The organism is Bradyrhizobium sp. Rc2d (genome assembly GCF_900099855.1).
In the GTDB taxonomy this organism is placed as follows: Bacteria; Pseudomonadota; Alphaproteobacteria; order Rhizobiales; family Xanthobacteraceae; genus Bradyrhizobium.
Window position 1 is genome coordinate 148,822 of sequence record NZ_FNCU01000018.1, and the last position, 22,682, is coordinate 171,503.

25 protein-coding genes and 1 tRNA gene are annotated in these 22,682 nt (G+C 64.4%); 10 read left to right on the plus strand and 16 right to left on the minus strand.

Features of this window, described 5'->3' with window-relative positions; all coding sequences use genetic code 11:
• Positions 1 to 290 precede the first annotated feature (290 nt).
• The gene (locus BLV07_RS22945) at positions 291 to 950 is read left to right on the plus strand and encodes a peroxiredoxin (RefSeq protein WP_091889756.1); all 660 of its coding nucleotides are present in this window, start codon (positions 291 to 293) and stop codon (positions 948 to 950) included.
• A 114-nt stretch (positions 951 to 1,064) separates the two neighbouring features.
• Here BLV07_RS22945 and BLV07_RS22950 read toward each other — a convergent pair whose 3' ends face one another.
• Entirely contained in the window at positions 1,065 to 2,795 is a 1,731-nt protein-coding gene (locus BLV07_RS22950; protein WP_091889758.1) for a methyl-accepting chemotaxis protein, read from the minus strand.
• 444 nt (positions 2,796 to 3,239) lie between these two features.
• Between BLV07_RS22950 and BLV07_RS22960 the strand changes: the two genes are divergently transcribed.
• The gene (locus BLV07_RS22960; protein ID WP_176945703.1) at positions 3,240 to 3,545 is read left to right on the plus strand and encodes a histone; all 306 of its coding nucleotides are present in this window, start codon (positions 3,240 to 3,242) and stop codon (positions 3,543 to 3,545) included.
• Positions 3,546 to 3,686: 141 nt separating this feature from the next.
• Here the strand turns inward: BLV07_RS22960 and BLV07_RS22965 are convergent, their stop codons facing one another.
• Both BLV07_RS22965 and BLV07_RS22970 read right to left on the minus strand, forming a co-directional pair.
• Positions 3,687 to 4,559 (minus strand): DMT family transporter, encoded by an 873-nt coding sequence (locus BLV07_RS22965; RefSeq protein ID WP_091889764.1) that lies wholly within the window; start codon positions 4,557 to 4,559, stop codon positions 3,687 to 3,689.
• Positions 4,560 to 4,658: 99 nt separating this feature from the next.
• A complete protein-coding gene (locus BLV07_RS22970; protein ID WP_091889766.1) occupies positions 4,659 to 5,105 on the minus strand; it encodes a hypothetical protein in 447 nt (148 codons plus the stop codon).
• Between the two features lie 291 nt (positions 5,106 to 5,396).
• On the opposite strand from BLV07_RS22970, the gene BLV07_RS22975 reads away from it, so the two are divergent.
• Positions 5,397 to 5,660, plus strand: a complete 264-nt coding sequence (locus BLV07_RS22975) for a hypothetical protein (RefSeq protein WP_091889768.1) — start codon at positions 5,397 to 5,399, stop codon at positions 5,658 to 5,660.
• Positions 5,661 to 5,691: 31 nt separating this feature from the next.
• Here the strand turns inward: BLV07_RS22975 and BLV07_RS22980 are convergent, their stop codons facing one another.
• Positions 5,692 to 6,153: a host attachment protein gene (locus tag BLV07_RS22980; protein WP_091889770.1), complete on the minus strand. Its 462-nt coding sequence runs from the start codon at positions 6,151 to 6,153 to the stop codon at positions 5,692 to 5,694.
• Positions 6,154 to 6,461: 308 nt separating this feature from the next.
• Here BLV07_RS22980 and BLV07_RS22985 point away from each other — a divergent pair, with 308 nt between their 5' ends.
• Positions 6,462 to 6,734, plus strand: coding sequence for a hypothetical protein (locus BLV07_RS22985; protein ID WP_091889772.1), 273 nt, complete (start codon positions 6,462 to 6,464; stop codon positions 6,732 to 6,734).
• Between the two features lie 460 nt (positions 6,735 to 7,194).
• The gene (locus BLV07_RS22995; protein WP_176945704.1) at positions 7,195 to 8,160 is read left to right on the plus strand and encodes an AraC family transcriptional regulator; all 966 of its coding nucleotides are present in this window, start codon (positions 7,195 to 7,197) and stop codon (positions 8,158 to 8,160) included.
• A gap of 70 nt (positions 8,161 to 8,230) precedes the next feature.
• Here BLV07_RS22995 and BLV07_RS23000 read toward each other — a convergent pair.
• The 3 genes from BLV07_RS23000 to BLV07_RS23010 all read right to left on the minus strand — a co-directional run bounded on the left by BLV07_RS23000 (position 8,231) and on the right by BLV07_RS23010 (position 9,700).
• A tRNA-Arg gene (locus tag BLV07_RS23000) sits at positions 8,231 to 8,307 on the minus strand.
• A gap of 146 nt (positions 8,308 to 8,453) precedes the next feature.
• Entirely contained in the window at positions 8,454 to 8,963 is a 510-nt protein-coding gene (locus BLV07_RS23005) for a hypothetical protein (protein ID WP_091889776.1), read from the minus strand.
• A gap of 164 nt (positions 8,964 to 9,127) precedes the next feature.
• Positions 9,128 to 9,700 (minus strand): hypothetical protein, encoded by a 573-nt coding sequence (locus tag BLV07_RS23010; protein ID WP_091889885.1) that lies wholly within the window; start codon positions 9,698 to 9,700, stop codon positions 9,128 to 9,130.
• A gap of 183 nt (positions 9,701 to 9,883) precedes the next feature.
• Here BLV07_RS23010 and BLV07_RS23015 point away from each other — a divergent pair, with 183 nt between their 5' ends.
• On the plus strand, positions 9,884 to 10,267 hold the full coding sequence (locus tag BLV07_RS23015) for a VOC family protein (protein ID WP_091889778.1): 384 nt from the start codon (positions 9,884 to 9,886) through the stop codon (positions 10,265 to 10,267).
• Positions 10,268 to 10,323: 56 nt separating this feature from the next.
• Here BLV07_RS23015 and BLV07_RS23020 read toward each other — a convergent pair whose 3' ends face one another.
• The gene (locus BLV07_RS23020) at positions 10,324 to 10,821 is read right to left on the minus strand and encodes a hypothetical protein (RefSeq protein WP_091889780.1); all 498 of its coding nucleotides are present in this window, start codon (positions 10,819 to 10,821) and stop codon (positions 10,324 to 10,326) included.
• 258 nt (positions 10,822 to 11,079) lie between these two features.
• Here BLV07_RS23020 and BLV07_RS23025 point away from each other — a divergent pair, with 258 nt between their 5' ends.
• The 3 genes from BLV07_RS23025 (at position 11,080) to BLV07_RS23035 (ending at position 12,740) form a co-directional block, all read left to right on the plus strand.
• Positions 11,080 to 11,433 (plus strand): GrlR family regulatory protein, encoded by a 354-nt coding sequence (locus BLV07_RS23025; protein WP_176945705.1) that lies wholly within the window; start codon positions 11,080 to 11,082, stop codon positions 11,431 to 11,433.
• A 222-nt stretch (positions 11,434 to 11,655) separates the two neighbouring features.
• The gene (locus BLV07_RS23030; protein ID WP_091889784.1) at positions 11,656 to 12,219 is read left to right on the plus strand and encodes an AraC family transcriptional regulator; all 564 of its coding nucleotides are present in this window, start codon (positions 11,656 to 11,658) and stop codon (positions 12,217 to 12,219) included.
• 80 nt (positions 12,220 to 12,299) lie between these two features.
• Positions 12,300 to 12,740 (plus strand): DMT family transporter, encoded by a 441-nt coding sequence (locus tag BLV07_RS23035; RefSeq protein ID WP_091889786.1) that lies wholly within the window; start codon positions 12,300 to 12,302, stop codon positions 12,738 to 12,740.
• A gap of 41 nt (positions 12,741 to 12,781) precedes the next feature.
• On the opposite strand, the gene BLV07_RS23040 is transcribed toward BLV07_RS23035, so the two are convergent.
• The 8 genes from BLV07_RS23040 to BLV07_RS23075 all read right to left on the minus strand — a co-directional run bounded on the left by BLV07_RS23040 (position 12,782) and on the right by BLV07_RS23075 (position 22,072).
• Positions 12,782 to 15,469 (minus strand): PAS domain S-box protein, encoded by a 2,688-nt coding sequence (locus BLV07_RS23040; RefSeq protein ID WP_091889788.1) that lies wholly within the window; start codon positions 15,467 to 15,469, stop codon positions 12,782 to 12,784.
• Between the two features lie 122 nt (positions 15,470 to 15,591).
• Positions 15,592 to 16,506, minus strand: a complete 915-nt coding sequence (locus BLV07_RS23045) for a DMT family transporter (protein ID WP_091889791.1) — start codon at positions 16,504 to 16,506, stop codon at positions 15,592 to 15,594.
• A gap of 80 nt (positions 16,507 to 16,586) precedes the next feature.
• Entirely contained in the window at positions 16,587 to 17,402 is an 816-nt protein-coding gene (locus BLV07_RS23050; protein WP_091889794.1) for an NUDIX hydrolase, read from the minus strand.
• Positions 17,403 to 17,406: 4 nt separating this feature from the next.
• Positions 17,407 to 18,360 carry a dihydrodipicolinate synthase family protein gene (locus BLV07_RS23055; RefSeq protein WP_091889797.1) on the minus strand — a complete coding sequence of 318 codons (954 nt, stop codon included), beginning with the start codon at positions 18,358 to 18,360 and terminating at the stop codon, positions 17,407 to 17,409.
• 26 nt (positions 18,361 to 18,386) lie between these two features.
• Positions 18,387 to 19,265: an SDR family oxidoreductase gene (locus BLV07_RS23060; RefSeq protein WP_091889800.1), complete on the minus strand. Its 879-nt coding sequence runs from the start codon at positions 19,263 to 19,265 to the stop codon at positions 18,387 to 18,389.
• Positions 19,266 to 19,447: 182 nt separating this feature from the next.
• The gene (locus BLV07_RS23065) at positions 19,448 to 20,308 is read right to left on the minus strand and encodes a MaoC family dehydratase (RefSeq protein ID WP_091889803.1); all 861 of its coding nucleotides are present in this window, start codon (positions 20,306 to 20,308) and stop codon (positions 19,448 to 19,450) included.
• Positions 20,309 to 20,525: 217 nt separating this feature from the next.
• The gene (locus tag BLV07_RS23070) at positions 20,526 to 20,915 is read right to left on the minus strand and encodes a Zn-ribbon domain-containing OB-fold protein (RefSeq protein WP_091889806.1); all 390 of its coding nucleotides are present in this window, start codon (positions 20,913 to 20,915) and stop codon (positions 20,526 to 20,528) included.
• Positions 20,915 to 22,072, minus strand: a complete 1,158-nt coding sequence (locus tag BLV07_RS23075; RefSeq protein ID WP_091889808.1) for a thiolase family protein — start codon at positions 22,070 to 22,072, stop codon at positions 20,915 to 20,917. The genes BLV07_RS23070 and BLV07_RS23075 overlap by 1 nt, the downstream gene beginning before the upstream one ends.
• A gap of 346 nt (positions 22,073 to 22,418) precedes the next feature.
• Here BLV07_RS23075 and BLV07_RS23080 point away from each other — a divergent pair.
• Positions 22,419 to 22,682: transposase (locus BLV07_RS23080; protein ID WP_143035474.1), on the plus strand; the 264-nt coding region annotated here is incomplete at its 3' end.

The following is a 22,682-nucleotide window of genomic DNA, read 5'->3' on the forward strand; positions in this document are numbered from 1 at the left end:
AGATGGTTGCCAATTGGTCGCTGTTAGGACCATTCTGGTTCTAGGAAGCGCCGGGCGAGCGTGATGAAAGTCATAAAAGGCATTATCGGGGCAATCGCGACCGTGTGATCCCGGATGGAGATGTTTCGCCGCAGGCGCCGCTGTAACAGAAAGGTGCTAGGAAATCGGCTCTTCAAAGAAGGAATTCACATTTTACTTGAGCCGGTTCACTTGACCTCTCCGGCATTCTATACTGACGACGACCGCAAAAGATGAATTCTAAAGTAAATTCAACGAGATGAGGTAGAACCATGACACTTCCGATCGGCGCCACCGCACCCGACTTCGAAGCCGAGACCACCGAAGGGAAGATCAAGTTCCACGACTGGATCGGCAACAGCTGGGCCCTGCTGTTCTCGCACCCGAAGGACTTCACGCCGGTTTGTACGACCGAGCTCGGCGCTCTCGCCAAGTTGAAGCCGGAGTTCGACAAGCGCGGCGTCAAGCTGATGGGCCTCTCGGTCGATCCGGTCGACCGCCATTCCAAATGGTCGGAGGACATCAAGGAGACGCAAGGCGCTGCGCCGAACTATCCGATGATCGGCGACACCGATTTCAACGTCTCCAAGCTCTACGAGATGCTGCCGGCCTCGACCTCGGGCGATCCCCTCACCCGCACGCCGGCCGACAACCAGACCGTCCGCAACGTCTTCGTCATCGGGCCGGACAAGAAGATCAAGCTGGTGCTGGTCTACCCGATGACCACGGGGCGAAACTTCCAGGAGATCCTCCGCGCCATCGACTCGCTCCAGCTCACCGCCAAGCATCGCGTCGCGACGCCGGCCGACTGGACCCAAGGGCAAGACGTCATCATCGCGGGCTCGGTCTCCAACGACGAGGCCAAGACGATCTACCCGCAGGGCTGGAAGGAGCCGAAGCCCTACATCCGCATCGTGCCGCAGCCGAAGTGACTTTCGGCGGTCGCCGATAGCGACTGCAAAATGGTCCGAAGGACCAGACCTCAGGTGCGCAATTGCGCACCGGGGTTCGGTGCTAGCGCACCGCCCCGGAACGGCTGCGTTGGATCACGCCGCGTGGACGCGGTCGAGGAAGCCGTCGACCTCGGCCTTCAGATGCAGGCTCTCGCCCGACAGCGCCTGGGCGGAGGCAAACATCCGGCTCGAGGTCTCGCCGGTCTCGCTCGCACCCTTGGCGGCGTGACGGACATTGACGGCGACATCGGCCGTGCCCGACACCGCGGCGCGAACGCTGGCCACGATGTTGTGGGTCGCGCTTTTCTGCTGCTCGACCGCAGCCGAGATCGAGCCGGCGATGCCGCTGATGCGCTCGATGGTCTGGCTGATCGCCTTGATGGCAGCGACCGATTCCTCGGTCGCGAGCTGCATGCTTTCGATCTGGTTCGAGATCTCGTCGGTCGCCTTGGCGGTCTGGCCGGCGAGCGTCTTGACCTCCTGAGCCACCACCGCGAAGCCGCGGCCGGCATCGCCCGCGCGCGCGGCCTCGATGGTGGCATTCAGCGCCAACAGGTTGGTCTGCTCGGCGATCGAGGTGATCAGCTTGACGACGTCGCCGATGCGCGCGCCGGCTTCCGAGAGCTGCGCGATGCGCTGATCGGTCGCCTCGGCCTGCCGCACCGCCTCGGCGGAGATCTCGTTGGATTCCTGCACCCGGCGCGTGATCTCGGAGATCGATTGAGACAGCTCGTCGGAGGCTGACGCAGCCGAACGCACGTGCTCGGAGGCGTTCTCGGAGGCTCCGGCGGACCGCGCCGACAGATCGGCGGTGGAGCGCGCGACATCGGTAAGCTGCCGCGCCACGCGCTCGAACTCGCCCGACGATGTCAGCACCTTGTCGAGGATACCGCCGACGCTGCCGCGGAACTCCTCGACGAAGTTGCGCAGGTCGGATTTGCGCTGCTCGGCAGCCGCAGCTGTGGCCGCCGCCTGCTCGCTGCGCAGGCGCGCCCGCTCCAGCGAATTGCTCTTGAACACCGCGACCGTGCGGGCGATTTCGCCGATCTCGTCGGCGCGGTCCTCGCACTCGATCGCAACGTCGCTCTGGCCGTTGGCAAGCGCCGTGAGCGAATGCGTGACCGAGGTGAGCGGTTTCGTGACTCGGCGGACGATCACCAAGGTGAGGATCAGGACCAGGAGCGCGGCGAGACCCGCGGCGGCGGCCATGCTCTCGATCGCCTGGGACAGCATGCTCTCGAACTGGGCCATCGGAATGCCGACATAGAGGATGCCGGCGACCTTGCCGGTCGCGTCCAGAATCGGGAAATAGGCGGTCATGAACGTCTTGCCGAACAGCGTGGCCGGTCCCTTATAGGCCTCGCCACGACGCAGCGGCGCCTGCCCCGGATGATCGGCGGCAAGCTGGGTGCCGACGGCGCGGTCGCCATTTTCCTTCTTCACGTTGGTTGAGCGTCGCACGAATTGCCCGCTCGCCTCGTCGAACACGAACAGGGTCGCATTGCCGCCGACATAGGACACCGCGCGATCGACGATGGCGTGATCCCTGAGGTCGGGCATCTTGGGAATCTCGGCGCGCTGGACAGCGCCATCCCGGATCATGATCTTGACGTCGGGAACGGTCTCGGCAAAGGCCAAAGCCAGCGTGCGCAGATTGACTTCGATGTCGCGGAGCGCGCGATCATTGAAGGCGGATGTCAGCGACCAATAGCCGGCGCCGACCACGAGCGCCGTATTCATGGCGATCAGCAGTACCGCGCACAGGACGGCCTTGGTGCCGAGCTTGAACTGCGGCAGGAACTTCGCCGAGAGAAGGTTGGACATGGATGGAATGACCCCCGTAATTCCTGCATATTCGTGCAATCGGCTTACGGCCCCATTAACGACCGTTCGCACCGCGGCCCGCGCCATGCTTTCCAAATCGTAAACGAGGACACCTCTGACCAGCGGCCCGTGCTGGCGCCTGGCGCCCCCTGCCCGCATCGAAGGAGCTGCGTCCTGCGCCAAAGATCGCAAGCGATGCCATCGAAAGCCGGGCGCTGGGTGCCGGGGCTGAAGAGCCTGCCGGCGAAGCTGATCCACCCGCCGTAGCAGGCGACGCCGATCGAGCTTGCGAGCGCGGGCATCATGCCCGCAGCTGATCGTCGATCATGCCAAGGGATGCGAGCGCTCGCCGCCTACGCAAAGATCCGCAAAGGTTGAGCGTTGCTTTGACACAATTTTGAAACCCGCTATCGTCATCGCTTCGTTCAAACAATGGGGGACGACATGGACGACGAGAAGCCGATCACAGAGCAGGCGATGGGCACGATCACCACCGCCGTGGAAGCGACCAAGGACGCCGCGGTCACCGCCGTCAAGCAGGTGAAGAAAGCCGCCAAGAAGGTCGCGAAGAAAGTAGCGCCGAAGAAGGCTGCGAAGAAGAAAGCCAAGAAGACTGCGAAGAAGACGCCGAAGAAAGCCGCAAAGAAATCGTCCAAGAAAGCCGCGAAAAAAGCCGCCAGGACGTCTGCGAAGAAGGCCGCCAAGAAAGCCTCCAAGGCGAAGAAGAAGGCCAAGAAGGCCAAGCGCTGATCGCACTCAGAGCATATCTCCGGGTGCGGGCGCGCCCGGAGACAGCTCCAGCGCCAGCCTACCCTCGCCGTTTGGCTGCGCGCCGTCCCACCCTAGCACGAAACGGGCAACACACGTCAGGGCTGTGCGCGCTGGATATAGCTAAGAGCGTCGATTGACTACAAAGACCGCTGCGGCGCAGAGCGCCATGCCGGCAATGGCAACTGCGTCCAGCTTTTCTCCGAACAGCAGATAGGCCATCAGCGCCGTCACGGCCGGCACCAGATAGAACAGGCTCGCGACCGAGGTTGCCGCGGCGTGGCGGATCAGCCAGTACAACAGCCCGATCGATCCAACCGAGAGCGCGACGGCCAGCCAGGCGAGCGCAAGCACGAATTCTCGCGTCCAGTGCACCACACGGTCTTCGAACAGGAAAGCTCCGATCGCGAAGAAAATGGTGACGGACACGTATTGCACGAGATTGCCGGCGCGCCAGTCGATGTGATTGCAGTAGCGGCGCTGGTAAAGCGTGCCGAGCGTGATGCTGATCAGCGAGACCACCGAGGCGAGCCAGCCGAGCCCGGCTTCGCCGGTCATCGGGCGGTTGTGCAGGATCAGCACGACCCCGCCGAGGCCAAGCACGAGGCCGGCCCATTGCAGCTGCGTCACCTTTTCGCCGAGCCAGCGATTGGCGATGGTCGAGGTCAGGATCGGCTGCAGGCCCGGAATCAGCGCGGAAAGGCCGGCCGGAATCGAATGCGCGATCGCGATCGCGGTGCCGCCGAGATAGAAACCGTGGACCAGAATGCCGGCGACCGCGCTGTGCGCAATGCCGGTGCCATCAGGCCATTTCGGCCGCGCAATGCCTGCGATGATCGCCATCAGGCCGACCACGATCGCCATGCGGATGGCGAGATAGGTCAAGGGATCGGCATTGTTGACGACGTATTTCGTGCCGATGAATCCGGTGCTCCAGAGCAGGACGAACAGGATCGGCGCCGCGCGGGCGGTCAGGGCTTCCGAATGATGGTTCATTGCCGCCCTCCTTGCCCGATGGGGCCCCATGCGGCAATACGAATTTCCGGACGAGCGATGCTGCACTGCGACGGGCAGCGGAAGCCGCGGCTCAGCCGCTCACCATTCTTCCGGACAAGGATCGATGATTTTCCAGAGCTCGACCCCGTTCTTGATCTTCTTCATGTCGGTGGTGAGCCCGCCATTGCGGCGGATCCAGTCCTTCACCTTGTCGGGGTAGTAGGACATCAGATCGGAGGTGCCCTCGGCGCTGGTGACCTTGATGCCGAAGGTGAAGGCCTTGTCGTAGTAGGCCTGGTGGAAGCCGAGGCTGGCGCGCGGCGTCACGCAGATCTTGTTCATCGGCACGATGCCGAGCACGAGCGTGCAGGCCGAATTGCAGATGCCGTCGATGATGACGCGCTCGCCCTTCTCGCGCACGCGCTTGTACTTGGCCTTGTACTCCTCGACATAGCCGCCGTGGTCGCGGGTGATGTGCAGCTCGGCGCGCGCCGGCGTAGCGGCGGCGAGGCAGAGCGACAGCAGGCTCAAAAGCGGGATGCGCATGGCGACGTGACGGCGAAAGCCTTCAGGAATGGACCGGCCTCGAAGGAGCCCCCCAAGGGCCGGCAGCAGGATTCTTAGCCGAATAGTCTTTGGTCATACTTGTGTGGGGAATTCGTTAAGCATCCCGAAAAGGCCAAAAATGGGCAGCTTTCGACCGCCTGTCCGGCAATTCTGTCACACCCACCCGGAAATCTGCGGGGTTGGGCCTGATTCCGCGCTTCCGAACCGATGTCCTGGCCACCCGAAATTGCTATAAATGGCCGACCTATTCGCGGGTTCCGGAGAATCGAGATGAGCAAGTTGAAGCTTGTAGCCGCAGTTGCTGCCCTGTCGGCTGCAATCCTAGCCCCTGGCCTCGCGGAGGCGCGGGGACATCACCGGTATCACCGCTCCTACACCAACCCGCTGCCCTACCCGATCAGCTATCTGCACAATTACGGACCCGGCATCACCCCCGGCACCTTCGCCTATTACGACGGCCCGTCCACCAACCACTGCTACCGGGGCGCGGCCGCCTATATCGGCCAGGACGGCCGCCGGCACCCCTGCTACTGAGGCCGCCGCGCGTCCTTCCCCGCGGGCGCCCCTATCTAGCGGCGCCCGACCGCAGCAATTGCCTCTCGATCTCGTAGACCGGCAGCTTGACGAGGTCCTTGCCGACCTCGCCCTGAAGCGCCCTGCGCACGACATCGGAATAATCGGCGCGGATCATGCCCAGCGCACGCGGTGAGGCCACCATGGTCAGGGCCGAGGTCTCTCCCGCGCTGACGGCGGCATCGAGACGGCCGGCCAGGCTCCGCAGGAAGGCACGCTCGGCCTCATCGTGCCAATCGGTTTGTTCGACGGAGCTGCGCGCCCCGCCGGCCGCTCCATGCAATCGACCCGGCGCATCGGTCCCTTGTGCGCCGGTCGAGGGATTGGGCTGCTCATGCACTTCCCTGGTGTGAAGGTTCGGAAACATCTCGTCGCCGAGATTTTCCAGAATGAGCGCCTTGCGCCCGTCGCACACGACCAGCCAGTCACCCTTGTCCAGTCTCATCTTGTCCATTGCACAGCTCCAAGCAACCCGTGGGCCTGCTCTTCGCATTCCTCGAAAGGCTGGCCATGCGGCAAGACTAGGGATGAAGCCGCGCCGGCGAATTGCGCAGGATCAAGGATGGCGGCGATGTCGTGCGGCACCTGCCGGCGCCAGCGCAACATTGGTCAGACGCTCGAACCTGGAATAGTCTGGCGCATTAAGGTCACGCCTGCGGCGGGCTCGCTGAAGATTTGTTCATCAGCATTACATTTCGGTTCCGCCACAATTTGATCAGAACATCATCGATATCCTGCATCGCGTCAGCGGAGGAAGACATCATGAAGCTCAAGATTGGCCTCGTCGCCGCATCCCTGTTCGGTGCCCTCGCGGTATCGCCGGCGGCGTCCGCCATGCCCATCGCGCCCGCACCTGCAACGCCAGAGGTCTCCGGCGTCGAGCAGGTCCGCATGGTCTGCAACGCCTGGGGACGTTGCTGGTGGCGTCCGAATTATTATGGGTATTACGGACCGCGGCCGTACTACGGCCCCAGGTATTATGCGCCGCGCTACTACGGCCCACGCTATTATGGCTACGGCTATCGCCGCTGGTGATATCGAAGGGGCCCTTGGGGCCCCTTCGCTTTTGCGAGACCGTAGAGCGCCTACCCTGACCATCTGTGCGGCCAGCCTGGAGCAATTCCAAAACTGATCTAGATCAAAGATGAAATCAGTCACTTCGTCATTGTACGGAGATGGCCGATTTGATCGTTTTCCGGTGCCCCCAGACGGGCATGAATGTCCAGACGCATTTGGAGAAGGGACAAAGACAGGAGGGGCGGAGCTTTGCATCCTTTGCCTGTCCCGCGTGCACGCGCCTGCATTTCATCGACCTCGCTTCCGGCCAACCGATAAGCAGAGAAGGTTGACGGTGACATTGATCTGCCGTGCCTCATGGCATGAGGTCCGCAATACTACGGCACGAAATCCGATTTACTGAAGCATGATGTTTCGCCATTGATGGCGATGCACCGACATCCATTTGCGTGTCACATTGCAGCAGCCGCCCAGACGCATGTTGTTCGACGCCCTCGTCCCGTCCTCCGCGCTCCAGCTGATCGGCTTTGCCGACGTCGATGCGTTTCGGCCGATCGAGTCGATGGAGGACGCGAGGAGCATTCCGCTCGACGTTGCGAACTTCGCGGCGGCCCGCGCCGTCGTCTCCCTGCCGGCATGCCGCATCGTCGTGATGAGGTCGTTCGCGCGCATCCTCGACACCGCTTATCGGATGCCGGGCGGGATGGTGATCCTGGCGATGACCGACGACCTTCAGGCCAACTTCAGGGGTGTGGATCTCGACGCCCGCTTCTTCGTTGCACTGCGCGGCAACGATGAATGTCACTACGTCGAACCCCAGACCAATCATCACGCGATGATCATCCTCTCGCCTACCTTGCGAGACCGGGGCTGGTTCGATCGTGCCGACGATTTGCGGGCCCATGTCGCGAACCGGCCGGCCCTGCTCCACGCACGTCAGCTCCTGCTCGACATTCTGCGAACCGCATCGGTGCAGCCGCTCCTGTTCGAGACCACCGAGGTAGCCGCCCATCTCCAGGAAGGCCTGCTGCTCGCGCTCGATGATCTATTTCGGATCGATCCCCTGTCAGATCGGAGCACCTCCGTTCGTAGCGAGCGGTCGATCAAACTCGTTCAGCAGATCGACGATTACGTCGCAGCCTATCCGACCGCTCCGATCTATACGGCCGATCTCGCCAGCGAGTTTGGCGTCTCGATCCGGACGCTCGGCGGCGCGGTCAGCAAGGTGCGTGGCATGAGCCTGCACCAGTACATTCGCCTCAAAAGACTGTGGGCAACCCGCGCTCGCCTGCTCAAGGGCGGCGGCGCCACCGTCGCTACATGCGCGCGCGCTCAGGGTTTCCATCATCTCGGTGAGTTCGCCGCAGCATACCGCGCGACCTTCCACGAGGCGCCCTCGGACACGCTGGCCCGTGGCCGGCAAATCCGAGTGTCGGCAGGCTGACGCTGCCAGCCCACGCGATGGTGACCGGCATCAGTGCTGATACAGAACAGATCTAGAACGCAGGGAGGCGTGGCGCGCTCGGAAGGATTCGAACCTCCGACCCTCGGAATCGAAATCCGATGCTCTATCCAGCTGAGCTACGAGCGCCCTGGCCCAGCATTGGGCCGCAACCGAGCTTATCCACTGCTGGCGAGTCCGCGCAGCAGACGGCGTTCGGATGGGTTCGAATTAGCAGAGAGGCCGAACAATAAAAAGCCCCACCCGCCTCCGTTCAAGATGAGTCAAAGGTGCTCTCACCAGGTCGTGTTGAAAAGGCCGAAATGCGGCTGCTGGGCCATCATCATCGGCTGTGCCTGTTGCGGCGCCCGATGCGTCCTGACGACCTTGCGCTTGGGCTGAGCCTGGGCCGGAGAAGCCGCAGCAGCCTGAACCTGGGCCTCGGTCTTCCGGGCTGCGGCGGCGGTATCGGCCTTCGGGCCCGGCGTGAATTGGGCGAACGTCTCGCGGACCCGCACCTTGGCCGACATCTCGGCCAAGGCGGGCGACATGCCAGCCTGCACTGGCGGCTGGGGCGCAACGACGGCGGCGGTCTTCATCGCAGGCGCGGCGACCGTCGGCTGGCTGGTGTCGAGCACGACACGCTCAGGCAAATGGCGATCGGACCGGATTCGGATCAGCGGCTGGTCGTTGCTCGCGGTCGCAACAGCTTGCGCCACGGGTGCTGCCGGCAGCATGAAATCCGCCGCAAACAACAGTGTGAGCAAAGCTCCACCGACAAAGATGAAATACCGAAAGATGGGCATTGGCCGCGCTCCGCCCCCCGCATCCCCGCGTGGGCTCTTCGCCTTAACAGGCGATTCTCTAGTTGGTTCCTGGCCCTGCCCCTTTGGTTCAAATGGCAACGCCAAGTATTTTGGCCAAGACCTGCGGATGGTAACTTTTGCGCTATCCGGAAAAATGCCGCCCTTTAGGCGCGGCGTGCTGCAACCAGCGAACACTTCGCCTGGTCGGCATTCACATTGACGAAGCCGACGGGAATATGCGCATAGGTCTTGCGGCCCTTCATGCTGACAGGGTCCGCCAGCACACGACTGCGATCAGTGAGATGACTGCCGTCGCGCCGCGCGAACACGCAGACGATCTCGACGTCCTTTACGGCATAGTCGTTGTCGTTTCGTAGCGTGAACGTCACCAGCGCCTTCGAGCCGAGGCCGCCGCGGCGCCAGGTCTGCGATGAAATCCTGAGACGATCGAGTTCTGCCATTGCCGGCGCCTGTGCTTCGGACGCTGGCGAGCCCGCGGCTGCCGCATCGCCTGAAGGAGCCGTCTCGACGGCTGCCAGGCCGGTCGTCACCGGTTGCGCGCTATTGCCTTTGGAGAGAGGCAGTAGCATCCAGATTCCGCAGCCGACAATGATCGCTGCCAGCAGCCATAGCAAGCTTCGGCCAAACGAGACGCTCGCAACCGTCACGGCCCGCGCCAATCGCTCGCCAATCCCGGCGAAGCGCCCCAACCCGAACCGGTCAAGCCTAACGTCCATGGTTTTCATCACCGACAGCGGCTGAAGCACGTCCTACGACGGACTAGGCCACCGTTTCACTTAATCGGGAACACGAACTAAGGTTCCCGGCCCGTTGCGAATCAGCAAAGACAGTGGCGATCGCCGGCTGGGGCCGTTACACATGCGGCGCAACATCGAAAGACCGCGTTGGGAGAAAATGAAATGCCAGTCGTCACTTGGGATCACGTCCATCTGCGCAGCCCCGATCCGGAGGCTACGGCAGCCTGGCTGCGGGATATCCTCGGTGGCGAGATCGTGCGCGCGCCCGGACGGATCGACGTGAACCTTGGCGGCGCCAGGATCTTCATCGCGCCGCTCGAGGGCGACGCCGCCGTCAGCCCGCCGCCCCCGCATCCGCATCAGGGCCTCGATCATTTTGGTCTGACGGTAAAAGACATCGACGCCGTCGCCGCCGAGATCAAGGCCAAGGGCGTCACCTTTACGCGCGAGCCGACGACGATCAGGCCCGGCGTACGCATCTGCTTCATCCGCGGCCCCGAAGGCATCACCATCGAGCTGCTCGAGCGCGACAAGAAGTATACCTGACGCGACGCGAGCGGCATCAGGCATCGGCCTTCCGAGCGCAGCGCTGCCCGGTGTGTCTACGTCATGCTACCGGGCATAAAGCAGCGGATGGTGACGCCCATGTAGCCGTAGATCGGCCAGACCATGGTCCGTCCGACCCGGTTCGGCTCCGAGATCACGGCTTCCTCCGGCACGTCCACCCAGACGAGTTCCTGCGGCTGGCCATCGATGGCGGAGCCATAGCGCGGGACGCGGACACGATAGTGCCCGTCCTTGCTATCCCAGTCGGAGTCCGAGAGCGCCGAGCCGTCGGCGTCGGAGCAGCAAGGCCCCTTGCCGCTACGCAGACCGTCGAACCAGGCCTTCAAATCCGCATTGGTGTTGACGAACTGGCCACGGTCACGCGCGTGCCCGAAGGGAGCCGCGAGCGCAATCAGGCCCAAGGCGCACACCAGCCTTGTCACGCTTCGCCAGCGTGTCGCGCTGCCGATCCGCCGTCGTTCGCTTTTGCAATTCGTGGGACGCGCACCGTACAGACGCGGCTCATCGCCGCCGGAATCGATCCAGTTGCTCACGTTCGTCTTGCTCCAGCACTCCGCGGCCAGTGCAACAATGGTTATGCATTTCGCGGGCCAACTCCGATTCGCAACGTTCGGCCTCGCCTCATCATCAGACCGTCATGACGGCGTCATGCACAAGCCGGGACAACTACGGCTCGCGACGGCAGCTCCCGCCACCCGGCAAAAGTGACGCGTTGCGCCGGCGGACGCGCTTTGGCATAAATGCTCTACCGGTTACGCCGTTGGGCGATGGCGGCCGACCTGCGGGACGTTATGAAGAACGGCCTCTATTCGATTCACGTGACCTTGCTCGACGGTCGAGTCGGCAAGGGCAGTGGCGTCATTCTCTTCCGCGACGGCAAGATCCTTGGCGGCGACGCCTACCTTTATTACACCGGCAGCTACACGGTGAAGGACAACAACACCTTCAAAGGTGAGGTCCTGGTGCAGCGCCACACCTCGCCGCGCGGCAACGACAATCCGCTGTTCGGCGGCCCCGCCCCGGTCGGCATCGGCGTCAGCGGCACCTTCACGGAGACGCGCGGGGAGATGACTGGCACGGCGCTGGTCGGCAAGGCGAGCCAGATCTTCGGCGCGACGCTGCACAGGCTCGCCGACGTCGATTAGGGCGTGCCGCCATAAGTCACGACGCACGGCCCAAACTAGTCCGCAGCAGCCCCCTGACATCCTGAGCAATAGATCGTATGCAGTAGGGATGCCTGGATCGTGGACATATCGCCCATGGGCACGTGACGCGGCGATCGAGCTCGGCCACCTCGCGGCGGCACAGTCAGTCGCGCTCGCCTGTCACGTACATCCGGATGTCCAGGTTGCCGCCGTCAGCGAAGGATGGCGCATGTACGTGACCACGGCGGAGAGTTCCGCGCCATCGCGGGCGATATCGTCGTCATCCCGGCGGGCGTACCGCACGCCTCGCACGGCGGCGCCGGCTCGATCGTCAGCCATCTCTATCTACCGAGCGATCATGCAGCGGTGAAAGGGATATTTGGCCCGCTCTGCATCCGCAACTCGCGGGCAACCTTGCCGGACGAGATGCTCGACGCGATCGGCTCGCACGATCCGTGCCCGAGACGTCTCACACGGCCGGCCAGATGTGCTGCGCTGACCGAGCTGGTTTCGTGCAACGATCTCGCCATCCGCACGATCGCGGCACGGCAGGGTCGATCGACCGACGGCTTCATTCGGCTGTTCAAGCGAGAGGTTGGAATGACCCCTGCCGCCTATCGTCTTGCGCTGCGACTGGCATCGGCACGCTCGCGTTTGAAGCGCGGCGACACCGTCGCCGACGTGGCTTATGCCGGCTCGTTCTCCGACCAGAGCCACCTGGGTCGCCTGTTTCGACGCGCTTACGGCGCAACGCCTGCCGCCTACCGTTCAGCGTTCGCGGATTGAGGCGGTCGATTTCGTTCCAGACGTGAATCGGCCCCGGGCGCTAAGCTGGCTCCACGTCTCCATGCTACTGCGAGCCGCGCATGAACCTCCTGGCACCTTTCGTGGTCCTGTCCGCAGGCCTGAGCCTCGCCTTTCAGCAGGTGCTGAATGCCAGTCTTGGCAACGCCATGCAATCCGCGCGATGGGCGGCGTTCGCGAGTTATCTTGGCGGCACAATCGCGTTGCTGCTGGTTCTGGTCGCCTTGCGCGAGCCGATACCCGCTGCCGCCCTGGCCGGACGAGCTCCTTTGATCGCATGGACCGGCGGAATCTTCGGCGCGATCTTCATCGCGACCAGCATCCTCATGGTGCCGCGCCTCGGCGTGGCGACGGTGTTGACGTTGATCGTCGTGGGTCAGTTGCTCGGTTCGTTGGCGTTCGATCACATCGGCATGTTCAGCCTGCCGCACCATCCGATCACGTTGACACGCATTTTGGGCGCCGGGTGTCTCATCCTGGGCGCGGCTCTCGTTCGCGGGTAACGATCGCCGAAGCGCCGCGCGCTAATGAGTCCGCGGCCTGGTCATTCCGCCGCCTGTTCGAGCGGCGCTATGCGCGGCAGGATCATCTGGATGCGCGTGCCGCCGCCCGGCTCGGAATCGAGATCGAGCCGGCCGCCGAGCCGATTGGTGACGATGCTGTAGACGATGTGCAGGCCGAGGCCGGTGCCGCCCTGGTCGCGCCGCGTCGTGAAGAACGGATCGAAGGCACGGCGGCGGACGTCGAGCGACATGCCGCAGCCATTGTCGGAGAAGATGATCTCGACATTGTCCTTGCCGGACTCGCGCACCTGGATGTCGATGGTCCCCGGCCGGCCGTCCGGGAACGCATGCGCCACCGAATTGAGAAACAGATTGGTCAGCACCTGGCCGTACGGGCCGGGATAGCTGTTCATGGTGAGGTCCGGCTGACACTCGACGTTGAGCGTCAGATTGTGCTTGCGCAGGCCGGGTCGCAGGCTCATCACTACCTGTTCGGTGAGGTCGCCGAGGTCAAAGCTGCGCTGGTCCGAATAGTTGCGGTCGGCTGCGACCTGCTTGAACGACTGGATCAGCTCGGCGGCGCGGTTGAGGTTGGAGACCAGCTGCGAGGAGGCATCGCGGCTGGTGTTGAGGAAGTCGTTGAGCGTGGAGCGGCGGAGCTCACCGCGCTCGACCTCAGCTGTGAACATCGCGGTCTTGCGCTCCAGCGCGGAAGCGACCGTGAGGCTGATACCGACCGGATTGTTGACCTCGTGCGCGACGCCGGCGACCAGGCGCCCGAGCGCGGCGAGCTTCTCCGCCTCGATCAGCGAGGCCTGGGTCTCGCGCAGATTGCGCAGCGCGGTCTCGGCGGCTTCCTTGGCTTTCCGCATCTCCTGCTCGCCGCGCTTGCGCTCGCCGATGTCGAGCGCGACGGTGACGATGCGCTCGATCTCGCCTTCGGCGTCGAGCAGCGGCAGCTTGTTGACCAGCCATTGCCGCATGTTGCCGGAGGCGTCCTTGTACTCCTCCTCATAGAAGCCGAGTCCCTTGCGGAACTTGAGCACGCGCTTGTCGCTCTCGTCGGACTTGGCCGCGCCGTAGCGCGACATCAGGTCGGCCGTGGTGCGGCCGAGTGCGTCGCCCGGCTCGATGCCGAAGATGCCGGCCATGTAGCGGTTCATCAGCACGTAGCGCAGGTCGCGGTCCTTGACATTGATCACCGCGGGCACGGTGTCGATGACCTGCTGGAGCAGGCGCCGGCCTTCGGCGATGGCATCTTCCGCCCGCTTCTGGTCGGTGATATCGCGCAGCGTGCCCTCGTAGCGGACGATGTTACCCTGCTCGTCCCGCACGCCGGTGGCGCTGTCGGAGAGCCACAGGATGTTGCCGCTGCGCTGGCGCACCTGATATTCGAACTCGCGCACCATGCCGTCGCGCGCCATCAGCCGCTGGTATTCGGCGCGCGCCTCGGGATGGACGTAGATCGTATGGGCGATGTCGTTGATGCTGTCGATGAGGTGCTGCGGGCTGTCATAGCCCATCATCCGCGCCAGTGCCGGATTGGCGTTGAGGAGGTCGCCGGCCGGTGTCGTCACGTAGATGCCATCGACCGAGCCTTCGAATAGTTTGCGATAGCTCTCCTCGGCGAGGCGCTGCTCGGTGAGCGCGCGCACCGCCGCTTCGCGCGCGGTGTCGGCCTCCTCGAGCGCGCGGCGGAACACCTCGGCCGCCCGTGCGATGTCACCGATCTCGTTGTCGACGTCGGCGGACGGGATCGACGTGTCTTTCTGGCCCGCCGCAAGCGCGCGAATGGAGCGCGCGATCTGGGCGAGCGGACGGACCGTCCTGCGCACCACGAACAGCGCGGCGCCGATGCCGATCAGCACGCCGACCGTGCCGAGCACGATGCTCTGCCACCGCGCCTCGGTCAGCGTGCGGGCGAAATCGCGCGACAGCACGTGCCCGCGCCGAGCGCTGACCTCGCGCAGCAATTCGGTGACGCGGCCGATCAGCCGGCCCTCGGTGCCCAGCACCTCGCGGTCGATGTCGGCGATCTGCCGCTCGCGGACGGCGACCGCCATGATCGCCTCGGCGTAATCGTTGACGGCCGACCTCAGCTTGCCATCGGCGATGTCCATCGCCCGCATTCCCTCCGCGGCCTGCTCGGCCGCGGACGGGTTGCGCGCCAGCAGTCCGAGCGCGATGCGGCTCTGCGCCTCGGACAGGCGAGAGGCCAGCTCGCGGTCCGCAGTGCCGGCGACGGCCGCGTCGAACCGGTCGCGCAGCGGCGGCAGGCCGGCAAGCAATTGGGCGCGGCGGTCGATCAGGGTCGAGATCCGCTCCAGCCCGGTCCGGTAGGTCGCCAGCCGCTCGGTGACCCCGTCGATCATGTCCTGCTGCTCGGGCGCGAGCTCGATGCGAGTCTTCTTCAGGATATCGCTTAAGGCGGAGGCCGCCTCGCCGACCTGCTGGAACTGGATGCCGGCGCCGGGATCGGTGACGAAGTCGCGCGCGGCAAGGCGCAATTCGTTCATGCGGCGGTCGATGTCCTCGGCGAGGTCCCCGACGCTCTGGAGCCGTTGCAGCTCGGCGAAGGTGGTGTCGATATGCCGGATCGCGATCACGCTCGCGGTCGAGGTGACGATGATCACCGCCAGCACCAACAGGAAGCTGCCGAAGGTGAGCTGGCCGATGGAGAGCGAAAAAGTTCGCTTTTTCTCAGGGGTCGGCGTCAATTCGGCGGACATTGGTGTTTGGGGGACCGGGCTATTGGAGGTCCAATATACGACGTATTGCGCCCCCGGGGGAACATGCCTCTGGCCGCCGAATATCCTTAATATCGGGCCTGCCGCCCCTCCTCCGTTTCGGACTATGAGCTTTTGAGGCTTGTCCGCCGCCGGGCCGGGATCGTCATGGCGGCAACGCCGAGGACGACGCAGGCCAGCCCGACCCAGGCGGTCCGGCTCAAGGTCTCGCCGAGGAAGGCGACGCTGATGGCAACCCCGATCGGGACGCGCAGATAGGCCTGCGCGGTGGTGCCGACCGAGCCCAATGTCTGGATCAGGCGGAAATAGATCGCAAACGCTGCCGCGGTCGAGAACACCGCGAGCGCCAGCAGCGCCAACACGGACGCCAGCGAGGGCGACAGCGTCCAGGGTTGCTCGATGACGAGCGAGGCCGGGATCAGCACCGCCGCACCCGCCAGCAGCGAGCCGGCGGCGGGCGCCATGGGATCGAGCCCCTTGAAACTGCGGCCGAAGATCGCGGCGCAGGCATAGCAAATCGTCGCGGCCACAATCGCCGCCTCCGCCAGCAAGCCGCTGCCGATGCCATGGAAGGCATCGACCCCGACGATCAGCAGGATGCCGGCCATGCCGGCGATCACGCCGAAGAGCTTTCGCGGCGGCGTCGCCTCGTGGCGGGTGATCAGCGCCGTGAGCAGGAACGTGAAGATCGGCCCAGCCGAGTTGAGGATGGTGGCGAGCGCGGCATCGACATGGCGCTCGCCCCAGGCGATCAGCGTCCAGGGGATCACGCTGTTGAGCACCGCCTGAAACGCGAAACGCTGCCAGGTCGCGGCGTCCGTCGGCATCCCGATGCCGCGCGCCCGCATGACGATGAGCAGCAGCAGGCCGGCAATGGTGGTGCGCGCCGCGATCAGCGTGATCGGCGGGATGGTGGCGACGCCGAGCTTGATGAAGGTGTAGGAGCCGCCCCAGAGCGTTGCGAGCGCGACCAGCAGCGCCAGCTCGACGGCGATGTTGGTACCCTGCCGGTCGTCCATGCGTTGCGTCCCGTCCATTCGCGATGAACGGAACCTAGCGCGTCCGCAGCCACCGATACTTCGTTTGGTGTCGAACTATCCTAGCCGAGCGCCCCGACCTCGAACACCTCGCCGTCGTAGCCGGCCTCGCGGGGAATGCGGAGCTGGCGGCCGGTTTCGGTCTTGGTCATCACAGGCATGACCGTGACGATCGACATCCCGCGGGCGTGCTCCAGTGCGGCACTCACGTTTGGCTGCGTGGCGAGCCGGATCAGATTGCGCGTGGTCGGGAACGGCAGCTTGAAGCGGCCGCTCTCCCCGCCCTCCACCGCCTCGCGCGGTGAGACCCAGATCGAATCCGTGGACTCGCGACCATCATGGGCGCCGAGCTGATCGGGCGGCGCTACCGCAAGAAAGAACCAGGTGTCGAAGCGCTTCGGCATGCCCTCCGGCGTGATCCAGTGCGCATACGGCACGAGCGTGTCGAGCGCGAGCTGGAGGCCATTATCGGCCAAAATGCTCATGAAGCTGACCTTGTGCTCGTTGAGCGCGACGCGATGCGCGTCGGCGATCTCGCCAGCACGCTTGGCATCGACCGGCGCGCCCGTCTCCTTCGATCGCGCCAGCAGGATGCCGCTCTCTTCAAAAGTCTCGCGGATCGCGGCGATCCGAAAACCGCGGTCCGCTTCGCTGAGGCCCTCGCCGCCCGAGTAAAGGTTGGAGCGGGCGACGATCTCCTTGTCGCCGGCATCGACGCTGCCGCCGGGAAACACCAGCGCGCCCGAGTTGAACTCGATCTGATGATGGCGGACCATCATGAAGACTTCGATCTCGTCGCGGCTCTTGCCGTCGACACCCGCGCCGTCGCGCAGCAGGAGGATGGTCGAAGCCGGGCGTGATGCTGATGTCTCTGCCATTCGATTAGCCTGCGGCGCTGGATTGCGGGCCGAGATTGGCGCGCTTGTCGACCCGGGCGACGCGCGAGAGGAGATAATCGACCTCCGCCTTCGCCGTCGGGGTGATGGTCGCGCCGGGCTTGCGCTGCGCGCTGGAGGCGATGATGCCGCGCTTCTGCAGCACATATTTGCGCACGGCAAGGCCGGCGCCGGGCTGCTGCTCGTAGCGGATCAGCGGCAGATGCGCGTCGAACAAATCATGCGCGGCGTCGCGCTTGCCGGCCTTGGAGAGGTTCACGACGTCGATCAGAAGTTCCGGGAAGGCGTAGCCGGTCATGGCGCCGTCGGCGCCGCGCTCCATCTCGAAGTCGAGGAACGTGCCGCCATTGCCGCAGAGGATCGAGAGCGGACGGAGCGAGCCATCCTTCTGGAAGCCGCGCAGGGTCGAGATCTTCTCCAGGCCCGGCCAGTCCTCATGCTTGAGCATCACGCAATTCGCATTGTCCGTGACGATCTTGCGGATCACGGCGGGGGTGAACACCACCGAGAGGGTCAGCGGATAGTCCTGGAGCACCCAGGGCACATCCGGGCCGATCGCTTCGGCTGCCTGCTTGAAATAGCCGACGATCTGGTCGTCGGTGCGCAAGCTCGGCGGCGGCGCGATCATCACGCCGGCCGCTCCCGCATCCATCGACGCCTTCGCCAGCGAGCGCATGGAGGCAAAACCCGGCGCGGAGACGCCGACGATCACCTGCATCTTTTTGGCGCGCTTGACGAAGCGCACCGCGACCTGCTCGGCCTCGGCGGCATCGAGCTTCGGCGCCTCGCCGAGGATGCCCAGCACCGTGACGCCGTCGCAGCCGACCTCCTCGTAGAAGTCGGTCAGGCGGTCGATCGAGCGCTCGTCGATACGGCCGTCGTCGTGGAACGGCGTCGGCGCGATTGCGAAGGTGCCCTTGGCGTCGGCGGTGAGTTTCATCGTCTTCCTTGTTTCTCTCTCGATGGCTAAAACCGCCGCGCGCCCATCTTGATCTGCTCCTCGGAGAAGAAGATCTCCTTGGCGTGATCGACGATGTCCCGGGCCTTCCAGCTCGTGTGCGGCGGTTTCCAGCCTTCCATTTCCATCATCCGCATTTCGCGCACGCCGCGGGGCCCGGACACGCCCAGCACCTTGCCGGTCTGGTCGCCCGACAAATCGCTGACCATGTATAGCACGGCCGGCGCGATGCCGTCCGGCCCCAGCGCCGCCGAGGGGTTCTCCTTATAGCGGGGCAGGTCTGCGGTCATGCGGGTCAGCGCGCCCGGGGCCAGCGTCCAGATCCGGATGTTGTACTTCCGCCCTTCGATCGCCAGCACGTTGGACAGACCCCAGATGCCGCCCTTGGCCGCGCCGTAATTGGTCTGGCCGAAATTGCCGATCAGGCCCGAGGTCGAGGAGGTGTTGACGATGACGCCGCCGCCGTTTTCCCGCATCCAGCGAAACACCGGCATGGTGCAACAGAAAGTGCCCTTCAGATGCACCTTGATGACCTTGTCCCAGTCGGCTTCAGACGCCTTGTGAAAGGTCTGGTCGCGCAGGATGCCGGCGTTGTTGACGAGGATGTCGGCGCGGCCAAAATGCTTGATGGCGTCGTCGAACACCGACTGACCGCCCTCCATGGTGGAGATGTCGGCGCCGTTGGCGACCGCCTTGCCGCCCTCCGCCTTGATCGCGTCCACCACTTGCTGCGCCATGGACTTGTCGGCCCCGGAGCCGTCGCGGGGGCCACCGAGGTCGTTGACCACGACGGACGCCCCTTCCCGCGCGAACAGCTTTGCATAGGCCTCACCGAGCCCCCCGCCCGCGCCGGTGATCAGCGCAACCTTGCCGTCGAGTAGTCCCATGGTGGCTTCTCCCTGTTTGTTTTTCTCTCACCTCTCCCCGCTTGCGGGGAGAGGTCGGATCGCCCTTGCGATCCGGGTGAGGGGGTACAGGTCTCAATACCGTCCCTTCTCGTGGTGAGAGCCCTCACCCCGCCCTCTCCCCGCAAGAGCGGGGCGAGGGAGACGGCGGCCGTACCGTGTTGCTAACCCAGCACCGTCTTGCCGTTCTTGATCACGGTGACGCCGCGCGACTTCACCTTGGCTTCGAACGAGATCACATTGCCATCCTTCCAGAGGTCCATGGTCACGGTCTCGCCGGGATAGACCGGCGAAGAGAACCGCGCGACGTGCTGGCGGAAGGCGGAAGCGTCGTAATCGGCATAGGTCTGCAGCACGCCGCGGCAGGTGATGCCGTAGGTGCACATGCCGTGCAGGATCGGGCGCGGGAAGCCGGCCTTCTTGGCGAACTCGGGATCCGAGTGCAGCGGGTTGCGGTCGCCGCAGAGGCGATAGACCAGCGCCTGATCGGGGCGCGTCGTGATGTCGATGGTCTTGTCGTGGCTGCGCGACGGAATCCTGTGCGGGTCGGGCTGGGTCAGGTTCGGCCCGCCAAAGCCGCCATCGCCGCGGGCGAAGCGCGAGGCCACCAGAGTAGCCAGCTTCTCGCCCTTCTCGTTCTTCAGCACGGTCTGGTGGCTGATCACCACGCCCTTGTCCTTGCCCTTGTCGTAGACCTCGAGCACGGAGGAGTCGGCGGTGATGTTCGCGGCGACCGGCAGCGGCTGGTGGAAGGTGATGTCGCGCTCGCCGTCGACCACCATCACGCGGTTGAGGTTCATTTCGCCGGGACCCGAGCCCCATGCTGCGACGGACGCGAATGTCGGCACCACCTTCAGCGGCCGCGGCGTCAGCGTGCCCTCGTTGACGAAGGCGAGCTCCTTCTCGTCCATGGGATCGGCGCCGAGGCCGATGCCATAAGCGTAGAGCATGACTTCGCGATCGGTGTAGGCGTATTTCTGGCCGATGTTTTTCAGCCCTTTGAGTTCTTCATATCTGGCGGACATTAGTTTCCCCTCCGAGTTTCTTATCCGCAGGCGGCGATGCCCGTTAATGTGCCCTCTCCCCTTGTGGGAGAGGGCCGCACCGCTCTTGCAACAAACTCACTCGGGCGAGGGGGTTGGCTCTGCAGTAACACTTCTCGTGTGGAGAGAGACCCCTCACCCGGCAGCCTTCGGCTGCCACCCTCTCCCACAAGGGGAGAGGGTTACATCTCGCTTCGCGTCAGGCCACCGTGAAGAACGGCAGCGGTGCGCCGTCGGTCGGCTTGAACACCACCTTCACCTTCTGGCCGATCTTCAGTTTCTCGAGATCGCAATCGACGAAATTGGTCTGCACCGATGGTCCCTCCTTCAGCGTGACGTAGCCGATCGCATAAGGGCCGGTCGGCGACTTCCGCATCAGGCTGTAGGTGTAGATCGTGCCCTCGCCTGAGGCCTCCTCCCACACCGTCTTGTCCGAATAGCAGAACGGGCAGATCGAGCGCGGGAAGTAATGCGCTTCGCCGCAGGCGGTGCAGCGCTTGATCATGAACTTGCCCTCTTTCGCCGCATCCCAGAACGCAGCGGTCTCGGGGTTCGTCACCGGGGCGGGATATTTTTTCGCTTCACTCATCACACGCGCTCCAGAATGGCGGTCGAGGCGGCGTGGCGAACACCCAAAAGGCCGCCGGTGCCGTGGGCGATGGCGAGATCGCAATTCTTGACCTGCACCTTCGGATGCGCCTCGCCGCGCAACTGCCTGACGGCCTCGATGATCTTGGTCATGCCGCCGCGGTTGACGGGGTGATTGCTGCAGAGGCCGCCGCCGTCGGTGTTGAACGGCAGCTTGCCGACGCCCGAGATCAGATTGCCGTCGGCAACGAACTTGCCGCCCTCGCCCTTCTTGCAGAAGCCGAGGTCTTCGAGCTGCATCAAGACGGTGATGGTGAAGCTGTCGTAGATCGAAGCGTATTTGATGTCCTTCGGCGTGATGCCGGCCTCCTCGAACGCGCGCGGACCGGACCAGATCCCCGCGGAGTAAGTGAGGTCGAGATCCTTGCCCCCACGCGGGCCCTTCATGGCTTCGCCATGGCCGATCAGGCGCACAAGCGGCTTCTTCAGGCTCTTCGCAATCTCCGGCGTCGTCACGATCAGCGCGCCGCCGCCGTCGGAGACGACGCAGCAATCCATGCGGTGCAGGGGATCGGAGATCATCGGCGAGTTCAGGACGTCCTCGACGGTGACGACGTCCTTGAGCATCGCATGCGGATTGTATTGCGCGTGATGCGAGGCCGCGACCTTGATCCAGGCCAGCTGCTCGCTCGTGGTGCCATAGTCGTGCATGTGGCGCATGGCACACATGCCATAGGCATTGTGCGTGGTCGCGCCGTAAGCGGACTCGAAATCGACCTCGGCTCCGGCCGCACGCGGCGGCATCACGCCGGTGCGCGGCTTGCCGGCGAGCGTGATCAGCGCGATCGAGCACTTGCCCGCGGCGATCGCCTCAGCCGCATGGCCGAGATGAATGATGTAGGAACAGCCGCCGGTCTCGGTGGAATCGACGTGACGAAGCTTCTTGGTGTTCAGGCCGAGATAATCGACCATCGGCCAGGCGCCGCCGGGCGCATCGCCCGCGCAGAAATAGCCGTCGACATCGTCCTTGGAGAGGCCGGCATCCTCGATCGCGCCCTTGGCGACCTCGGCATGGAGCTGGGCGGTGGATTTGTCCGGCGCATGCCGGGTCGGGTGTTCAAAAATCCCGGCAATGTAGGCCTTGCCCTTGATGGTCAAACTTCAGGTCTCCGCTCGCGTTTCTTCTTGGCTCTTTTTTCTGAACCGCGGGGACCTGATTGGCAAGCGCGGAAATATTCCGTCGGGCGAGAGGGCAGCGGGTGGGCGCAAGTGCTTTACTCGATCCGTCATCCTGAGGCGCGAGACAAGCGGCGCAGCGCGCCGCTTGGGGAGCCTCGAAGGACGCACGGCCGAGCTGTCTCGACGACTGGGCCGCGACAGTCGGGCCGTCGTCCTTCGAGGCTCGCCGAAGAGGCTCGCACCTCAGAGCCCGACCGAAAAAGGGTGAGCGGTTTTGGCGGGCTTGTGATTCCTTCGGATTTGCAAAGATTCGAGGGAGGACACCATGCCGTGGACCAAAGCCGCTCGTATCCAGTATCAGCGCAGTGGACTGCGTTACGCAAGCGACCTGACCGATGCCGAGTGGGCGCTGATCGCCCGGAAGATGCCGCCGCGGCGGCGATTGGGCCGGCCGCGCGAGGTCGATTTGCGCGAGATCGTGCAGGCGATTTTCTATATTTTGTCGAGCGGCTGCCAATGGCGAGCCTTGCCCAAGGAGTTCCCGCCATACTCGACGGTGCAGGGCTATTTTTACGCCTGGCGCGACAGC